13 protein-coding genes are annotated in these 14,421 nt (G+C 75.4%); 6 read left to right on the top strand and 7 right to left on the bottom strand.

What is annotated here, in order from left to right; all coding sequences use genetic code 11:
- Positions 1-11 precede the first annotated feature (11 nt).
- Positions 12-773 carry a YebC/PmpR family DNA-binding transcriptional regulator gene (locus ABIB16_RS02625; protein ID WP_036317934.1) on the bottom strand — a complete coding sequence of 254 codons (762 nt, stop codon included), beginning with the start codon at positions 771-773 and terminating at the stop codon, positions 12-14.
- 99 nt (positions 774-872) lie between these two features.
- Here ABIB16_RS02625 and ABIB16_RS02620 point away from each other — a divergent pair, with 99 nt between their 5' ends.
- Positions 873-2,966, top strand: a complete 2,094-nt coding sequence (locus ABIB16_RS02620; protein ID WP_134416477.1) for a M3 family metallopeptidase — start codon at positions 873-875, stop codon at positions 2,964-2,966.
- 6 nt (positions 2,967-2,972) lie between these two features.
- Here ABIB16_RS02620 and ABIB16_RS02615 read toward each other — a convergent pair whose 3' ends face one another.
- Positions 2,973-4,373 carry an alpha/beta hydrolase family protein gene (locus tag ABIB16_RS02615; protein ID WP_134416475.1) on the bottom strand — a complete coding sequence of 467 codons (1,401 nt, stop codon included), beginning with the start codon at positions 4,371-4,373 and terminating at the stop codon, positions 2,973-2,975.
- Between the two features lie 87 nt (positions 4,374-4,460).
- On the opposite strand from ABIB16_RS02615, the gene msrB reads away from it, so the two are divergent.
- The 4 genes from msrB to ABIB16_RS02595 all read left to right on the top strand — a co-directional run bounded on the left by msrB (position 4,461) and on the right by ABIB16_RS02595 (position 9,236).
- A complete protein-coding gene (gene msrB, locus ABIB16_RS02610; protein ID WP_020627848.1) occupies positions 4,461-4,976 on the top strand; it encodes a peptide-methionine (R)-S-oxide reductase MsrB in 516 nt (171 codons plus the stop codon).
- Positions 4,977-5,051: 75 nt separating this feature from the next.
- Complete coding sequence (locus tag ABIB16_RS02605; RefSeq protein WP_078025483.1) at positions 5,052-5,666, top strand: DUF3000 domain-containing protein; 615 nt, start codon at positions 5,052-5,054, stop codon at positions 5,664-5,666.
- Positions 5,667-5,737: 71 nt separating this feature from the next.
- A complete protein-coding gene (locus ABIB16_RS02600; protein ID WP_069941680.1) occupies positions 5,738-6,988 on the top strand; it encodes a ribonuclease D in 1,251 nt (416 codons plus the stop codon).
- Positions 6,989-7,064: 76 nt separating this feature from the next.
- A complete protein-coding gene (locus tag ABIB16_RS02595) occupies positions 7,065-9,236 on the top strand; it encodes a 3-hydroxyacyl-CoA dehydrogenase NAD-binding domain-containing protein (protein ID WP_208857715.1) in 2,172 nt (723 codons plus the stop codon).
- Between the two features lie 41 nt (positions 9,237-9,277).
- Here the strand turns inward: ABIB16_RS02595 and ABIB16_RS02590 are convergent, their stop codons facing one another.
- The gene (locus ABIB16_RS02590) at positions 9,278-9,934 is read right to left on the bottom strand and encodes a hypothetical protein (RefSeq protein ID WP_078025485.1); all 657 of its coding nucleotides are present in this window, start codon (positions 9,932-9,934) and stop codon (positions 9,278-9,280) included.
- A gap of 94 nt (positions 9,935-10,028) precedes the next feature.
- Between ABIB16_RS02590 and ABIB16_RS02585 the strand changes: the two genes are divergently transcribed.
- Entirely contained in the window at positions 10,029-10,541 is a 513-nt protein-coding gene (locus ABIB16_RS02585) for a Rieske (2Fe-2S) protein (RefSeq protein ID WP_078025486.1), read from the top strand.
- A 7-nt stretch (positions 10,542-10,548) separates the two neighbouring features.
- On the opposite strand, the gene ABIB16_RS02580 is transcribed toward ABIB16_RS02585, so the two are convergent.
- The 4 genes from ABIB16_RS02580 to dxs are packed head-to-tail and all read right to left on the bottom strand — an operon-like array spanning position 10,549 to position 14,386.
- Entirely contained in the window at positions 10,549-10,878 is a 330-nt protein-coding gene (locus ABIB16_RS02580) for a PLD nuclease N-terminal domain-containing protein (protein WP_020627854.1), read from the bottom strand.
- Entirely contained in the window at positions 10,878-11,852 is a 975-nt protein-coding gene (locus ABIB16_RS02575) for an aldo/keto reductase (protein ID WP_041103647.1), read from the bottom strand. Before ABIB16_RS02575 ends, ABIB16_RS02580 begins: the two co-directional genes overlap by 1 nt.
- 3 nt (positions 11,853-11,855) lie before the next feature.
- Complete coding sequence (locus ABIB16_RS02570; protein ID WP_041103646.1) at positions 11,856-12,374, bottom strand: hypothetical protein; 519 nt, start codon at positions 12,372-12,374, stop codon at positions 11,856-11,858.
- A complete protein-coding gene (gene dxs / locus ABIB16_RS02565; protein WP_052520056.1) occupies positions 12,371-14,386 on the bottom strand; it encodes a 1-deoxy-D-xylulose-5-phosphate synthase in 2,016 nt (671 codons plus the stop codon). Before dxs ends, ABIB16_RS02570 begins: the two co-directional genes overlap by 4 nt.
- Positions 14,387-14,421: the final 35 nt, after the last annotated feature.

The following is a 14,421-nucleotide window of genomic DNA, read 5'->3' as shown; positions in this document are numbered from 1 at the left end:
GCTCAGCGCGATCAGTCCTCGTCGAGCTCGGCGAGGACCTCGGGGGCGATGTCCACGTTCGAGAAGACGTTCTGGACGTCGTCGAGGTCCTCGAGGGCATCGGCCAGCTTCAGGAAGGTGCGGGCGCCCGACGCGTCCAGGTCCACCTTCATGGTGGGGACGAACTCGAGCTCGTCGGACTCGTACTCCACGCCCGCCTCGTCGAGGGCCTTGGCCACGGACTGCAGGTCGGAGGGGTCCGAGAGGATCTCGAAGGAGTCGCCGGAGACGACGACCTCCTCGGCGTCGGCGCCGCCCTCGAGCACGGCCTCGAGCAGGCCGTCCTCGGTGTTGCCCTCGGCGGGCAGGCGCACGAGGCCCTTGCGCTCGAAGAGGAAGGAGACGGAGCCGGAGTCGGCCATGGTGCCGCCGTTGCGGGTGACGGCCGCGCGCACGTCCGCGGCGGCGCGGTTCTTGTTGTCGGTCAGGCACTCGACCAGCAGCGCCGAGCCCTGGGGGCCGCGGACCTCGTACATGATCTCGGCGTAGTCGATGACCTCGCCGGTGAGGCCGGCGCCGCGCTTGACGGCGCGGTCGATGTTGTCGTTGGGCACCGAGGCCTTCTTGGCCTTGGACACGGCCAGGTCGAGGGCGGGGTTGCCGGCGACGTCGGGTCCGCCGGCACGTGCCGCGACCTCGATGTTCTTGATGTACTTCGCGAACGCCTTGGCGCGCCGCGCGTCGATGACGGCCTTCTTGTGCTTGGTGGTCGCCCACTTGGAATGTCCTGCCATCACGCCTCCTCAGGTCTGGATCTCGTCTGCTGGCTCGACCGCCCAGTCTAGCGACGCCCGGTGGGGTGGCGCGGATCACGGCTGACTACACTCGCGCCCATGACCCACACCTCCGCGCCCTCCGTCCTGCCCGCCGACCACCCGCTGGCGACCCCCTCCGACCTGCCCTACGGGCTGCCCGACTTCTCCGCCGTCTCCGACGCGCAGCTGGCCGAGGCCGTGCGCGCGGGGATGGCGGCCCAGCGCGCCGAGGTCGACCAGATCCTCGGGGCGGCCACGGCGCCGACCTTCGAGAACACCGTCCGTGCGCTCGAGCTGTCCGGCCAGCTGCTGCGCCGCTCCGCCGCGATGTTCTTCACGCTCGTCGGCTCGGACGGCACGGATGCGCGGCAGGCCCTGGCCGAGGAGCTCTCCCCCGAGCTCGCGGCCCACGAGGACGCGATCCTGCTGGACCCGCGGCTGGCGGCGCGCGTCGCTTCGATCGACGACGGCGGCCTCACGGGCGAGGACGCCCGCCTGCTGGAGACGCTGCGCCTGCGCCTCTCCCTGGCGGGGGCGGACCTGGACGAGGCCGCGCGCGAGGAGCTGCGCGGGATCAACACGGAGCTGGCGTCCCTCTCGGCCGCCTACACGCGCCGCCTCGTCGCGGACACCGCCGCCCGCGCCGTGCTCGTCACGGACCGCGAGCGCCTGGCCGGTCTGAGCGAGGACGACCTGGCCGCGGCGGCGGGGGCGGCCGCCGAGGCGGGGCACGGGGACGGGGACGCGGCGGCGGGCCCGTGGCTGCTGACGCTGTCCCTGTTCACGTCGCAGCCGTGGCTGGCGTCCCTGCAGGACGAGGGGATGCGGCGCGAGGTGTTCGAGGCGTCGACGGGCCGGGGCGGGTCCGGGGAGCACGAGACGCTGACGACGGCGATGGCGATGGTGCGGCTGCGGCTGCGCAAGGCGCGGCTGCTGGGGGCGCAGAGCTGGGCCGAGCAGGCGCTGAAGGACCGGGCGGCGCCGTCGACGGCGGCCGTGGAGGAGCTGCTGGCCGCGATGGCGCCGCGGGCGATGGCCAATGCGCGGGCGGACGCGGCGACGGCGGCGGCACACGCGGGCCGGGCGGACGCCGAGGTGGCCCCGTGGGACTGGCCGGCGCTGTCCGCGGGGTACGCGCGGGAGGAGTTCGCGGTGGACGCGGACGCCCTGCGCCCGTACTTCGAGCTGGACCGGGTGCTGACGGAGGGCGTGTTCGCGGCGGCGACCGCGCTGTACGGGCTCACGTTCGCCGAGCGCCCGGAGCTGGCGCGACACCTGTACCGCCCCGGGATCCGGGTGTTCGAGGTGACGGGTGAGGACGGTGCCGGGGTGGGTCTGTTCGTCGCGGACCTGTTCGCGCGGCCGACCAAGTCCGGCGGTGCCTGGATGCACACGGTGCGGGACAGGGCGGACGCCCTGGGCGAGCGCCCGGTGGTGTTCACCACGATGAATGTGCCGGCCCCGGCGGCGGGGCGTCCGGCCCTGCTGACGCTGGATGAGACCACGACGCTGTTCCACGAGTTCGGCCACGCCCTGCACGGGCTGCTGGCTCGGGGCGAGTACGCCTCGCTCACCGGGACGAACGTGCCGCGCGACGTCGTGGAATTCCCGTCGCAGGTCAATGAGGTGTGGCTGCGCGAGCCGTCCCTGCTGGCCGCGTATGCGCGGCACGTGGAGACGGGCGAGCCGCTGCCGGCCGGGACGCTGGAGCGGCTCGAGGCGGCGGACCTGTGGGGCGAGGGGCACCGCACGGTCGAGTACCTGGGTGCGACGCTCGTGGACTGGGCCTGGCACTCGCTGACGGAGGAGACGGTGGACGCCGCCACGGCCGACCCGGCCGCGTTCGAGCGCCGGGTGCTGACCGAGGCGGGCATCGACCCGGACCTGGTGCCCCCGCGCTACGGCACCGGCTACTTCAAGCACATCTTCGGCGGCGGCTACGCGGCCGGGTACTACTCCTACGTGTGGGCCGAGGTGCTGGACGCGGACGCCGTGGAGTGGTTCCGCGAGCACGGCGGGATGACGCGGGAGAACGGCCGCCGGTTCGCGGACGAGCTGCTCTCGCGGGGCGACACGCGTGACCTGCTGGAGTCCTACCGTGCGTTCCGCGGCCGGGACGCCGAGCTCGAGCCGCTGCTGCGCCGTCGGGGGCTGGCGGACGCCGCCGCCTGAGCGCGGTCAGCGCCCCCGGCCGCCGGGGCGGGGGGCGCTGAGCACGGCGCGCAGCCAGCCGCGCACGGCGGTGTCCCACTTGCGCGGGTCCACGTTCTGCTCCCGGGTGTGGCGGGCCTGGTGGAAGCGGACGAACCGAACCAGGTCCGGGTTGCGCTCGGCCAGGTCCTGCGAGGGGCCGACGGGCACGTACTCATCGTCCTCGGAGTGCAGGATCAGCGTGGGCACACGCACGTGGTCGGCGCGGGTCACCCAGTCCAGGGCCTTGAGGTCCACGGGGGCGGCCAGGCCCGTGATGAACCGGCCGGCCCGGTTGGCCAGCAGCCACTGGCCGAGCAGGCCCACGGCTTCGGGGATCCGGTTGAGCCGGGCCTGGTGGCGCAGCACGTCCACCCAGTCGATGACGGGGCCCGTCAGGACCACGCCGCGCACGTGCGGGGCCAGCGCGGAGCGGTCCACGGTCTGCAGCACCACGGCCCCGCCCATGGACCAGCCGAAGAGGACGACGTCCCGGGCGCCGTGGTCGAGGGCGTAGCGGATGGCCGCCTCGACGTCCTCCCATTCGGTGGTGCCGAGCCCGTAGCGGGCGTCGGCGGCGTCCGGGGCGTCGCCGTCGTTGCGGTAGGAGATCAGCAGCGACGTCATGCCCAGGCGGCGGGCGGTCGGCACGGCGCGGATGCCCTCGTTGCGGCGCGCGCCGCGGCCGTGGACCATCACCGCCCACAGCCCCTCCGCAGGACGGGGTTCGCCGTCCTCGCTGGGGTAAGGCGCGATGCGCCATGCGCGGGCGTGGCCGCCGGGCACCGGCACCTGCACGTCCTCGGCGTCGAGCCCGGCGTCGGCGGGGGTCGGGTAGACGAAGCCGGTGAACCGGCCCCGGGTCGCCGTCGTCAGATCGCCGGAGAAGACCTCCTCGACCGCGCGCTGCACCGTGCCGTCCCGGGGGTCGAAGGAGGTGATCTCCCCGATGCGGGCGCATCCGGCGCCGTCGTCGAACGTGAGGGAGTACTGGCCGGGCACGGTGGTGTACTCGTCGGCCTGCAGGATCACGTCCTGCCCGGCGGGCGTGTCGACGACGGCGAGGATCGGCGTGGACTCGGCGTGGCGGCGCACGGGGGTCACCACGGTGCGGGCGAACACGCCCGCGAGCGCCGAGCTCGCCCCGGCCAGCACGAAGGCGGAGGCCGCGGCGACGCTGAGCACGGGCGGGGCCCAGCGGGCCACCGGGGAGGCCACGGCCACGCCGCCGCGCACCGATCCGGTGACTCCGCGGCGGACCAGGCGGCCCGCTCGGCGGACGCGGGACTCGCGGCTCCCGGCCCGCCGGGCTGCCACGGTGACGGCGGCGGCCAGGGCGGGCGGCAGGTCGGCGGGGTGGGGACGGGGACGGCGGGGTCGTGCGGCCATGCGCGCCATTGTCCTCCACGGGCGGGCGCGCCCGCCAATGCGACGCCGGTCGGGAACACGACGGCGCTCCGGACCGTTGCACCGGGCATGACCGAGACTCCCCACACCCCCCATGACGGCCCCACCCCCGACCCCGCGCGGGACGTCCCCGCTCCCGAGCAGACCCTGGCCGCCCCGGGCGGCGCCCGCCTGACGGACGAGGAGTGGGCCCGACGGCTCACGCCCGAGGAGTTCCAGGTGCTGCGCCGGGCCGGCACGGAACGGCCCTTCACGGGCGAGTACTGGGACTCGCACGTGAAGGGCGTGTACGCGTGCCGGGCGTGCGGATCCGAGCTGTTCCGCTCGGACGAGAAGTTCGACGCGCACTGCGGCTGGCCCTCGTTCTTCGCACCGCTCGCGGAGGACCGGGTGGAGTACCTGAAGGACACCACCCTGGGCATGGAGCGGATCGAGGTGCGGTGCGCGGCGTGCGGCTCCCACATGGGTCACGTCTTCGCGGGCGAGGGCTATGACACCCCCACGGACCTGCGCTACTGCATCAACTCGATCTCGCTGCGCCTGGCCCCCGCCGACGACGCGGCGGCCCCGGACGGGGCGCGCTGATCCGGTGCGGGAGCGCCGTGGCGTCCACGGCGCGCCCCCGCGGCCCGCTGGGCCCCGCAGCCTAGGCTGACGGGCATGAGCGTGATCGGGCCCCGTCGCCTCTCCGCCGCCCCCGGGGCGGTCGAGGCGCCCGTGCCGCCGGGGGTGTTCCGGCGTGCCCTGGCGGACCTGCGCGATGCGCGGCCACGGACCGAGGTGCGGCTGCGGGAGATCCCGGCACCCGAGGGGCAGGCGCCCTTCGCCGTCGCCCTCGCCGCCGACGTGTGCGACGGGCCGGGCGCGACCGGCGGCGTGCTGGCCACGGGGCGGTTCGTCCTCCTGCACGACCCGGCCCCGGACGCCCGGTGGCCGGGAGGCTTCCGGGCGGTGACCTGGATCCGTGCGAGCCTGGAACCGGACGTCGCACTGGACCAGCTGGCCGGCGCCGTCGCGTGGACGTGGCTCGTGGAGGCGCTCGAGCGCCACCACGCCGAGCACTCCCACGCCGGCGGCACCGCGACGCGCAGCATCGCGGAGGGCTTCGGGACGCTCAGTGCGGCCCCGGACACCACCGACATCGAGCTGCGCGCCTCGTGGACCCCAGCCCCGCGGGACCTCGGCTCGCATCTCGAGGCGTGGTCGGACATGATCTGCGCGTTCGCCGGTCTGCCGCCCGAGCACGCCGCGGACGTCCACACGGCCGGCCCCTGACCGCGCGCCCGCGCCTCCGTCACACCGGGCCCCGGCCCGTCCCCGCCCCGACCTCCCCGAACAGGAGCAGCATGACCGACGCCCCCGAGACGGCCGCCCCGGACGCGCCCCCGCGGCTGATCGCCACACCGGCCGGTGGAGTCCCCCGGCTCACCGACACCCGCGCGGGTCTGGAGGCCTGCGCCGCGGCGCTCGCCGCGGGGACCGGGCCGGTCGCCGTCGACGCGGAGCGCGCCTCCGGGATCCGGTACGGCCAGCGGGCCATGCTCGTCCAGCTCAAGCGCGAGGGCGCCGGCATCTGGCTCGTCGATCCCGAGGCCCTCGACGGGCTGGCCCCGCTGCAGGAGGCCCTCGCGGGCGTCGAGTGGATCCTGCACGCGGCCAGCCAGGACCTGCCCTGCCTGGCCGAGCAGGGGCTGCGCCCCGATCGGCTGTTCGACACCGAGCTCGCGGCCCGGGTGGCCGGCCTGCCGCGCGTCGGCCTGGCCGCGGTCCTGGAGGAGCTGCTGGGGGTCACCCTCGCCAAGGAGCATTCGGCCGCCGACTGGTCGGTGCGTCCGCTGCCCGAGGCGATGCTCACCTACGCGGCGCTCGACGTCGAGCTGCTCGTCCCGCTGCGCGAGGCCCTGATCGCGCGCCTCGAGGCCGACGGCAAGCTCGCGTGGGCCGAGCAGGAGTTCGAGCACGTGCGCACGGCCCCGCCGCCCACGCCGAAGAAGGACCCCTGGCGCGGCACCTCGGGCTCCCAGACGCTGCGCCGCCCCGTGCAGCGCGCGGTCCTCAAGCGCCTGTGGGAGGCCCGCGAGGACCTCGCCCGCCACCGCGACGTCGCCCCCGGCCGGCTCATCCCGGACCGGTCGATCGTCGCCGCCGCGGCCGCCCAGCCGCGCACCGTCCCCGCCCTGCGCCAGACCTCCGGCTTCCACGGCCGCGCCGCGAGCCGCGAGGCCCCGCGCTGGATCGCCGCGATCCGGGCCGGCGTCGAGGACGCCGAGCGGGGCGACGCCCCCGCGGCGCAGATCCGCACCGGGGACGGCCCGCCCCCACCCCGGGCCTGGAAGGACCGGGACCCGGTGGCGGACCGCCGCCTGCGCACGGCCAAGGCCCGCGTCGCCCGTCGGGCCGAGCAGCTGGGGATGCCCACCGAGAACCTCCTCACCCCGGACACCCTCCGGCGGATCTGCTGGACCCCGCCTGCCCCGATCACCCCCGAGACCGTGGACGCGTTCCTGACGGAGCGGGGCGCGCGCCCGTGGCAGGTGGAGAACGTCGGCGCGATCGTCACGGTCGCGCTCCTGGACCCCGATCCCGCCGGCGCTTGAGCCCCCGACGCGGCCGGCCGGATCGGTCCGTCGCGTCGCGTCGACGCGGAGGCTACTCGCCGGTAGTGTGACCCGCATGACATCCGTTTCTCTTGCTTCCTTCGACCACCTGCCCGCCCTGGCCCCGGATGAGGTCGTCACCACCGTCACCGTGACCGACCACGCCCTGCCCGAGGGTGCGGGCACGCTCGCGCTGCTCACGCTGGACAACGGGCAGGGACCCCGCCGGCCCGCGACCCTGGGCCCGGCCACGCTCCTCGGCCTCGGCCGGGTCCTCGACGAGCAGGCCGCCCGGGCCGCCGCGGGCGAGATCCAGGCCCTGGCCGTGACCGGCGTGGAGGGGACCTTCGCGGCCGGGGCGGACCTGTCCCTGATCGCGAGCATCACCGACGACGTCGGCCGCGACCTGGCCCTGCTCGGCCACGCCGTCTACGACCGGCTCGCGGCCCTCGAGATCCCCACGGTCGCGCTCGTGAACGGCCTCGCCCTCGGCGGCGGCCTCGAGCTGGCCCTGGCCGCCGGACACCGCGTGGTGGCCGCCGACGCGAAGGGCTTCGGCCTGCCCGAGGTCCGGCTCGGCCTGATCCCCGGCTGGTCCGGCGTGTGGCGCGTGCCCCACCTGATCGGCCCGGAGGCCGCCGTCGACGTCGTGCTGAAGAACCCCCTCGACGACAACCGCATGCTCGACGCCCGCGCGGCGCACGGGCTGGGGCTCATGGACCGGATCGTCGAGGGGGACCTCCTCGACGCCGGCCTCGAGCTCGCCGCCGCCCTGGTCACCGGGGACGAGTCCGTGGCGGCCGAACTGGCCGCCCACCGCGACCGCGACGTGTCCGACGCCGCCTGGGACCGCGCCCTGGCGGCGCTGGAGCGGCTGCAGGCCGCCCGTCCCGGTCGCCACCTGCCGGCGCGCCGTCACCTGGAGGCCCTGTTCACCGGGGCCCGCACGCGCACCCGCGCCGAGTCCGCCCAGGCCGAGGCGGACGCCCTCGGGACGCTGCTGCACTCCCCCGAGTTCCGCCGCACCGTGTACGCGTTCCTCGGCCTCGTCCAGGGCCGCGCCAAGCGCCCCGCCGGCGACCCGGGCCGCGAGCTCGCCCGCGAGGTCCGGAAGGTCGGCATCGTCGGTGCGGGCCTGATGGCCGGCCAGCTCGCCCTCGTCTTCGCCCGGCACCTGCGGGTGCCCGTCGTGATGACGGACGTCGACGCCGAGCGTGTCGAGCGCGGCCTGGCGGGCGTGCGCGCGCAGGTCGAGAAGATGGTCTCCCGTGGACGGCTCTCCGCCGAGGACGGCCAGGCCCTGGCCGGGTTGATCACCGCGGACACGGACAAAGCCGTGTATGCGGACGCCGACATCGTCATCGAGGCCGTCTTCGAGGAGCTCGAGGTCAAGCGCACCGTCTTCCGCGAGCTCGAGGGCATCGTGCGTGAGGACGCCATCCTGATGACCAACACCTCGAGCCTGTCCGTGGCCGCCATGGCCGAGGTCCTCGAGCGTCCCGAGCGCCTCGTGGGCTTCCACTTCTTCAACCCGGTGGCGGTCATGCCGCTCGTGGAGATCGTGCGGACCGAGGCGACGACGGACGAGGTCGTGGCCACCGCGTTCGAACTGACCCGCCGGCTCCGCAAGACCGGCGTGCTCGTCCACGACGCCACCGCGTTCGTGGTCAACCGCGTCCTGCTGCGCATGATGGGCGAGGTGCAGAACTCCTTCGACGAGGGCACCGACGCGCACGAGGCCGACCACGCGCTGGACCCGCTGGCCCTGCCGATGACGCCGTTCACCCTCCTGGCCATGGTCGGCATCCCCGTGGCCCAGCACGTGTCCGAGTCCCTCTCCGCGTCCTTCGGCGCGGAGCGCTTCCCGGTCTCGGCGAACCTGCAGCGCCTGATCGACGCCGGCAAGACCGCGATCTGGGCCAAGGACGTCCGCCCGGACCGGCGCGACGAGGAGGCCGCCGGCGCGACCGGCGAGCAGATCCCGGAGGCGACCGCGGCCCTGCTGGAGCAGGGCTCGACCCCGCAGACCTCCGAGGAGCTGCTGCGCCGGGTCGAGGACGCGCTGGCCGAGGAGATCGGCCTGCTCCTGGACGAGCGCGTCGTCGCGGCCCCCGAGGACGTGGACCTGTGCATGATCCTCGGCGCCAACTGGCCCCTGCACCTGGGCGGCATCACGCCGTACCTGGACGACTGCGGGGCCGCCGAGCGGGTGAACGGGCGGCGCTTCCACCCGGCCGCGCAGGCCTGACCGGCCCCGGCCGGGCCGTCCGCGACGGCCCGGCCCACGGCTCAGGCGATCGGCAGCCCGGCGAACGTCACCACGTGCGCGTCGAGCCCGGCGGTCGCCGCGGCCTGGTCGGCCACGGGGGTCGAGGCGGTGCCCCCGCCCCAGTCGGAGGCGACCACGGCGCCCTCGCGCACGAGGTGCGCCCCCAGCTCCACGCCGTCCGCGACGACGGCCACCCGCACGTCCGACCCGCCCGCGTCCGCCGGGCGCAGCTCGGCGCGGGGCACGCGCAGCCCGCCCTGCAGGGGCGAGGCCTCCTCGAGCCGGTCCACGGCGAGCGGGCCCTCGGCGGCCACCCGCGCGAGGAGGAGGTACTCCGCGTACGAGGGCAGCACCGCGGCGTCGATGCCGGCCCGCTCACGGTCGATGCGCACCCGCTGGGCTCCGGCGGAGTCCTCGTGGGTCGTCCATGCCCAGCCGTCCCCGTCGGGCGTGAAGCCGACCTGCGTCTGGGCGAGGTAGCGCTCCGGCAGACCGTCGCGGGCGGCGCGCTGGGCGGTTGTGGGGGCGAAGCCCGTCCGGGTGGTCAGCACGCCGTCCTCCAGCACCCGGTGCAGGAAGCCGACGTGCACGTCGTCGAGGGTCACGGCCTCCCACCGCTCGAAGGGGGTGAGGTCGAAGCGGGCGGCGCCGGTGGGGCGCGGGGCGGGGTCGGTCACGGCGGTGCTCCTGGGGCTCGGGGGTCCGTCCCCTCGATCCTCGCACCCGTGGGGCCCGGTCGCATCCGCCCTCGCCGCGGGCGATAATGGGTCGATGACCACGCAGGACTCCCCCCTCACCCCGAACTCCTCCCGGTCCGCCTGCTGCGGCGGCCACGCCCGCCCGGACACCTCGCGCCGCACCGTCCTGGGCCGCGGCGCCGCCGTCGCCGCCGCGGGCGCCGGCGCACTCGCGCTGACCGGCTGCACGGACCAGCTGCGCGAGAAGGACACCGCGCAGGACCACTACACCGGCTCCGACGCCGTCGACGCGCTGCCCGCCGCCGAGCTGCCCGTGGGCGCGTCCCGCGAGGTCCAGGTGCAGGGCCGGACCCTGATGATGCACCGCGTGGACGAGACCACGGTGACCGCCTTCACCAACGTGTGCACGCACCAGGGCTGCCTGCTCCAGGTCGTGGACCGGCAGGAGGGCCCGGCCTACGCGTGCCCCTGCCACGGCTCGCACTTCGACGTCACCTCGGGCAAGCCGTTCGGCGGCCCGGCCCGCCAGGCCCTCATGGACTACGACGCGGCCGTCGTCGACGACCGCATCGTCGTCAAGCTCTGAGCCCGGCTCATTCCTCCGGCGCGCCGTAGCGCCGGCGCGGGGGCACCACGACGGCGGAGCGGTCGTTGGGGTCCCACGCCGGCTGCTCGCGCCGCCGCGCCGGGTAGTAGCGGTGCCGCCACCAGAACCAGATGAGCGCCCCCAGCACCGGCAGCAGCAGCATGAGGCCGACCCACGGCAGGCGCGCCCGGGCGTCCAGGGGGCTGCGGCCCAGCGAGACGAAGCCGGCCACCCACAGCGCACCGGCCACGACGGACACGGTCCAGCCCAGGGCGGCCTCCCCCGGCGTCGGCACGAGCGGGGTCGCGGCGGCCGCGCCGGTCAGCGCGCCGGCCATCAGAAGAGCGCGACCTTCTCCGGGCCCGGGAATAGGGCGTCCAGCTCGGCCAGGTCCTCCGCGGTGGCGAGCCAGTCGGCCGCCGCCGCGTTCTCCACGACCTGCGCGGCACGGGTGGCGCCGGCGATCACGGAGGACACCGGTCCCTGCGCCGCCAGCCACCCGATCGCGGCCTGGACCTCGGTGATCCCCCGCTCCCGGGCGAACCGGCCGAAGGCGGCCAGCTGCTCCAGGTCGGCGTCGGCCACCATGTGCTGGCGCACGTGGGACAGGCGCGAGCCCTCGGGGGCGTCGCCCTGCGAGTACTTGCCCGTGAGCAGCCCGTTGGCCAGCGGGAAGTACGGCAGGACGCCGAGCCCGAACTCGGCCGCCGCCGGGACCACCTCGAGCTCGGCCCGGCGGTCCAGCAGGTTGTAGTGGTTCTGCGCGGACACGAAGCGCTCCACGCCCAGCTCGCGGGCCACGTACTCGGCCTGGGCGATCTGCCACCCGGCCCGGTTCGAGTGGCCCACGTAGCGGACCTTGCCGGCGCGCACGAGGTCGTCGAGCGCGCGGAGGGTCTCCTCGATGGGCGTGGCCGGGTCCGGGGTGTGGAACTGGTAGAGGTCGATCCAGTCGGTGCCGAGGCGGCGCAGGGAGTCCTCGACGGCGCGCACGATGTACCGGCGGGAGCCCCGCGCGCCGCCGTCGTCGCCGGCGACACCGCCCATGTCCATGCCGAACTTGGTGCCGATCACCACCTCGTCGCGGCGGGCGCCCAGGGCGCGGCCGAGCCGCTCCTCGGACAGGCCGGGCTCGGCGCCGTAGACGTCGGCGACGTCGAAGAAGGTGATGCCGGCGTCGAGCGCGGCGTGGACGACGTCGTCGGTGCCGGCCTGCTCCAGCGTGGCGGTGCCGGGGCGGCCGAGGTTGTTGCACCCCAGGCCGACGACGGAGACGGTCAGCCCGGAGCGGCCGAGACGGGTGTGGCGCACGGGTCAGCCCTCCTGCTCTGCGGTGCGGACGTCCACCTTGTTCGGCTGCACGCCGTCGGCGCGCTTGGCGGCCGCCGGGATCTCGGCGGCGGCCTTGCGGGCGTGGGGGGTCCGGACGCGCAGCACGAGGGCACCGACCTCCTCGACGACGTCCTCGACCTCGCCGAGACCGCGCCAGGCCAGCTGGTGGGTCATCTCGACGCGCAGCCGCTCGACGGTGCGCCGCTCGATCGCCGTGGCCTCCCGGCCGCGGAGCCGGTAGGCCACCGGCAGCACGGCGAAGGTCGCGGGGTCCGCCTCGGCGAAGCCCTCCTCCGCGCCCTGCGCCACGAACGCGGCCAGCAGCTGATCACCCTCGGCCTGGTCGGCCAGGGGCTGCTCCCCGACGGTGCCGGGCTGGCCGACCCGGCCGTGGTGGACCACGAACTCCCCGGCCTCCGCGTCGGCCCATGCCTCGCGGTACTCAAAGAGGCGGGCGCCGTCGTCGCCGACGCTCTCACGGTACAGCCGGACGATGCTCATGCCTGCTCCTGGTGGTGGGGGGCGGCCGCGTCCTCGGGGACGGGCCGGGCGTACGGGACCTTGGCGCCGAGGACCTGGGCGACGGTGTCCTGGGTGATGCGCTGCGCGGTGAGGCCCACGCGGGCCAGCACCTGCTCGCGGCTGCCGTGGGCGAGGAACTCGACCGGCAGGCCGACCTCGTTCAGGGCGGTGTCCACGCCGGCCGCGCGCATCTCCTGCCGGATCCGCGAGCCGACGCCGCCGGCCCGCACCCCGTCCTCGAGGCACACGACGATCCGGTGGCGGGCGGCCGTGTCGATCACGGACCGGGCCACGGGCAGGACCCACCGCGGGTCGATCACCGTGGCGCTGATGCCGTGCCGCTCGAGCCGTTCGGCGACGTCGAGGCCGAGCTCGGCCATCGCGCCCACCGCCACGATCAGCACGTCCCGCTCGGCGCCGTCGCGTCCGCCGGCCTCGCCCCGCCGGGCGAGCACGTCCGTGCCGTCCGACAACCGCTCCAGGGCGCGCACCGACTCGCCGACCGAGCCCTTCGCGAACCGCACCACGGTGGGCGCGTCCTCGACGGCGACGGCCTCGCGCAGCTCCTCCCGGAGCGTGTCCGCGTCGCGGGGCGCGGAGATCCGCAGCCCCGGCACCGACTGCAGCAGGGCCAGGTCCCACATGCCGTGGTGGCTCGGGCCGTCCGGCCCGGTGACGCCCGCGCGGTCCAGCACGAACGTCACGCCTGCACGGTGCAGGCCCACGTCCATGAGCACCTGGTCGTACGCGCGGTTGAGGAAGGTCGCGTAGACGGCCACCACGGGGTGCAGACCACCGAAGGCCATGCCGGCGGCCGAGGTGACCGCGTGCTGCTCGGCGATGCCGACGTCGAACACCCGGTCCGGATGGGCCAGCGCCATCGGGGCCAGGCCCACGGGGTTCTGCATGGCGGCGGTGATGGCCACGACGTCCGGCCGCTCATCCGCGATCGCGACCATCTCCTCGCCGAACACGGAGGTCCAGGACTGGGCCGTCGACGAGGTGATGGGCTCGCCCGTGGAGGGGTCGATCACGCCGATCGCGTGGAACTGGTCCGCCTCGTGCGCGACCGCCGGCGCGTAGCCGTGCCCCTTCTCGGTCATCGCGTGGACGATCACGGGCCCGCCGTACGCCCGCGCGTCCTCGAGGGCCTCCTCCATGGCGGTGAGGTCGTGGCCGTCGACCGGGCCGATGTACTTCATGCCCAGGTCCTCGAACAGGCCCTGCGGCGCCCAGAGGTCCTTGAGACCCTTCTTCGCCGCGTGCAGCGGCCGGTACACCAGCTCGCCCGCGAGGCCGGCCTCCTGGAGGCGGTGCTTGAGGTAGTCGAGGGTCTGCTCGTAGCGGTGGTGGGTGCGCACCTTGTCCAGCACCCCGCGGCGCAGTCCGCCCAGGTGCTCGGCGACGCCGCCCACGGTGGGCGCGTACGAGCGGCCGTTGTCGTTGACGACGATCACCACGCGCCGGTCCCGGCCGGCGGCGATGTTGTTGACGGCCTCCCAGGCCATGCCCCCCGTGAGCGCACCGTCGCCGATCACGGCCACCACGGTGCGGTCCCCCTGCCCGGTCTGCGCCCAGGCCCGCGCGATGCCGTCCGCCCAGGAGAGCGAGCTGGAGGCGTGCGAGGACTCCACCACATCGTGCTCGGACTCCGTGCGGTCGCCGTAGCCGGACAGACCGCCCTCCTGGCGGAGCGTCGTGAAGTCCTGGCGTCCGGTGAGCAGCTTGTGCACGTACGACTGGTGACCCGTGTCGAAGATGACCGCGTCCTTCGGCGACTCGAAGACGCGGTGCACGGCCAGCGTCAGCTCGACGACGCCCAGGTTCGGTCCGAGGTGGCCGCCCGTCTTGGAGACGTGGGCGATCAGGTAGGCGCGGATCTCCGCCGCCAGCGCGGTCAACTGGTCCTCCGTGAGGGCCGACAGGTCCGCCGGGCGGGCGATCTGCGGCAGCAGCGGGGCGCCGGGGCTCGTGGGGGGCAGATGTTCCATGGTGCGACCAGCCTACTCCGCGGCTCCGCACCCGG

This window comes from Micrococcus sp. UYEF5 (assembly GCF_040546065.1).
Lineage (GTDB): Bacteria > Actinomycetota > Actinomycetes > Actinomycetales > Micrococcaceae > Micrococcus > Micrococcus luteus.
The sequence above is the reverse complement of the archived record's forward strand: the minus strand, read 5'-3'. Positions and strand labels throughout refer to the sequence as shown.

Bases quoted from the DNA above. Each gene is read 5' to 3' on its own strand.
- ABIB16_RS02625 (WP_036317934.1), bottom strand. From the start codon at position 773: ATGGCAGGACATTCCAAGTGGGCGACCACCAAGCACAAGAAGGCCGTC.
- ABIB16_RS02620 (WP_134416477.1), top strand. From the start codon at position 873: ATGACCCACACCTCCGCGCCCTCCGTCCTGCCCGCCGACCACCCGCTG.
- ABIB16_RS02615 (WP_134416475.1), bottom strand. From the start codon at position 4,373: ATGGCCGCACGACCCCGCCGTCCCCGTCCCCACCCCGCCGACCTGCCG.
- msrB (WP_020627848.1), top strand. From the start codon at position 4,461: ATGACCGAGACTCCCCACACCCCCCATGACGGCCCCACCCCCGACCCC.
- ABIB16_RS02605 (WP_078025483.1), top strand. From the start codon at position 5,052: ATGAGCGTGATCGGGCCCCGTCGCCTCTCCGCCGCCCCCGGGGCGGTC.
- ABIB16_RS02600 (WP_069941680.1), top strand. From the start codon at position 5,738: ATGACCGACGCCCCCGAGACGGCCGCCCCGGACGCGCCCCCGCGGCTG.
- ABIB16_RS02595 (WP_208857715.1), top strand. From the start codon at position 7,065: ATGACATCCGTTTCTCTTGCTTCCTTCGACCACCTGCCCGCCCTGGCC.
- ABIB16_RS02585 (WP_078025486.1), top strand. From the start codon at position 10,029: ATGACCACGCAGGACTCCCCCCTCACCCCGAACTCCTCCCGGTCCGCC.
- ABIB16_RS02580 (WP_020627854.1), bottom strand. From the start codon at position 10,878: ATGGCCGGCGCGCTGACCGGCGCGGCCGCCGCGACCCCGCTCGTGCCG.
- ABIB16_RS02570 (WP_041103646.1), bottom strand. From the start codon at position 12,374: ATGAGCATCGTCCGGCTGTACCGTGAGAGCGTCGGCGACGACGGCGCC.
- dxs (WP_052520056.1), bottom strand. From the start codon at position 14,386: ATGGAACATCTGCCCCCCACGAGCCCCGGCGCCCCGCTGCTGCCGCAG.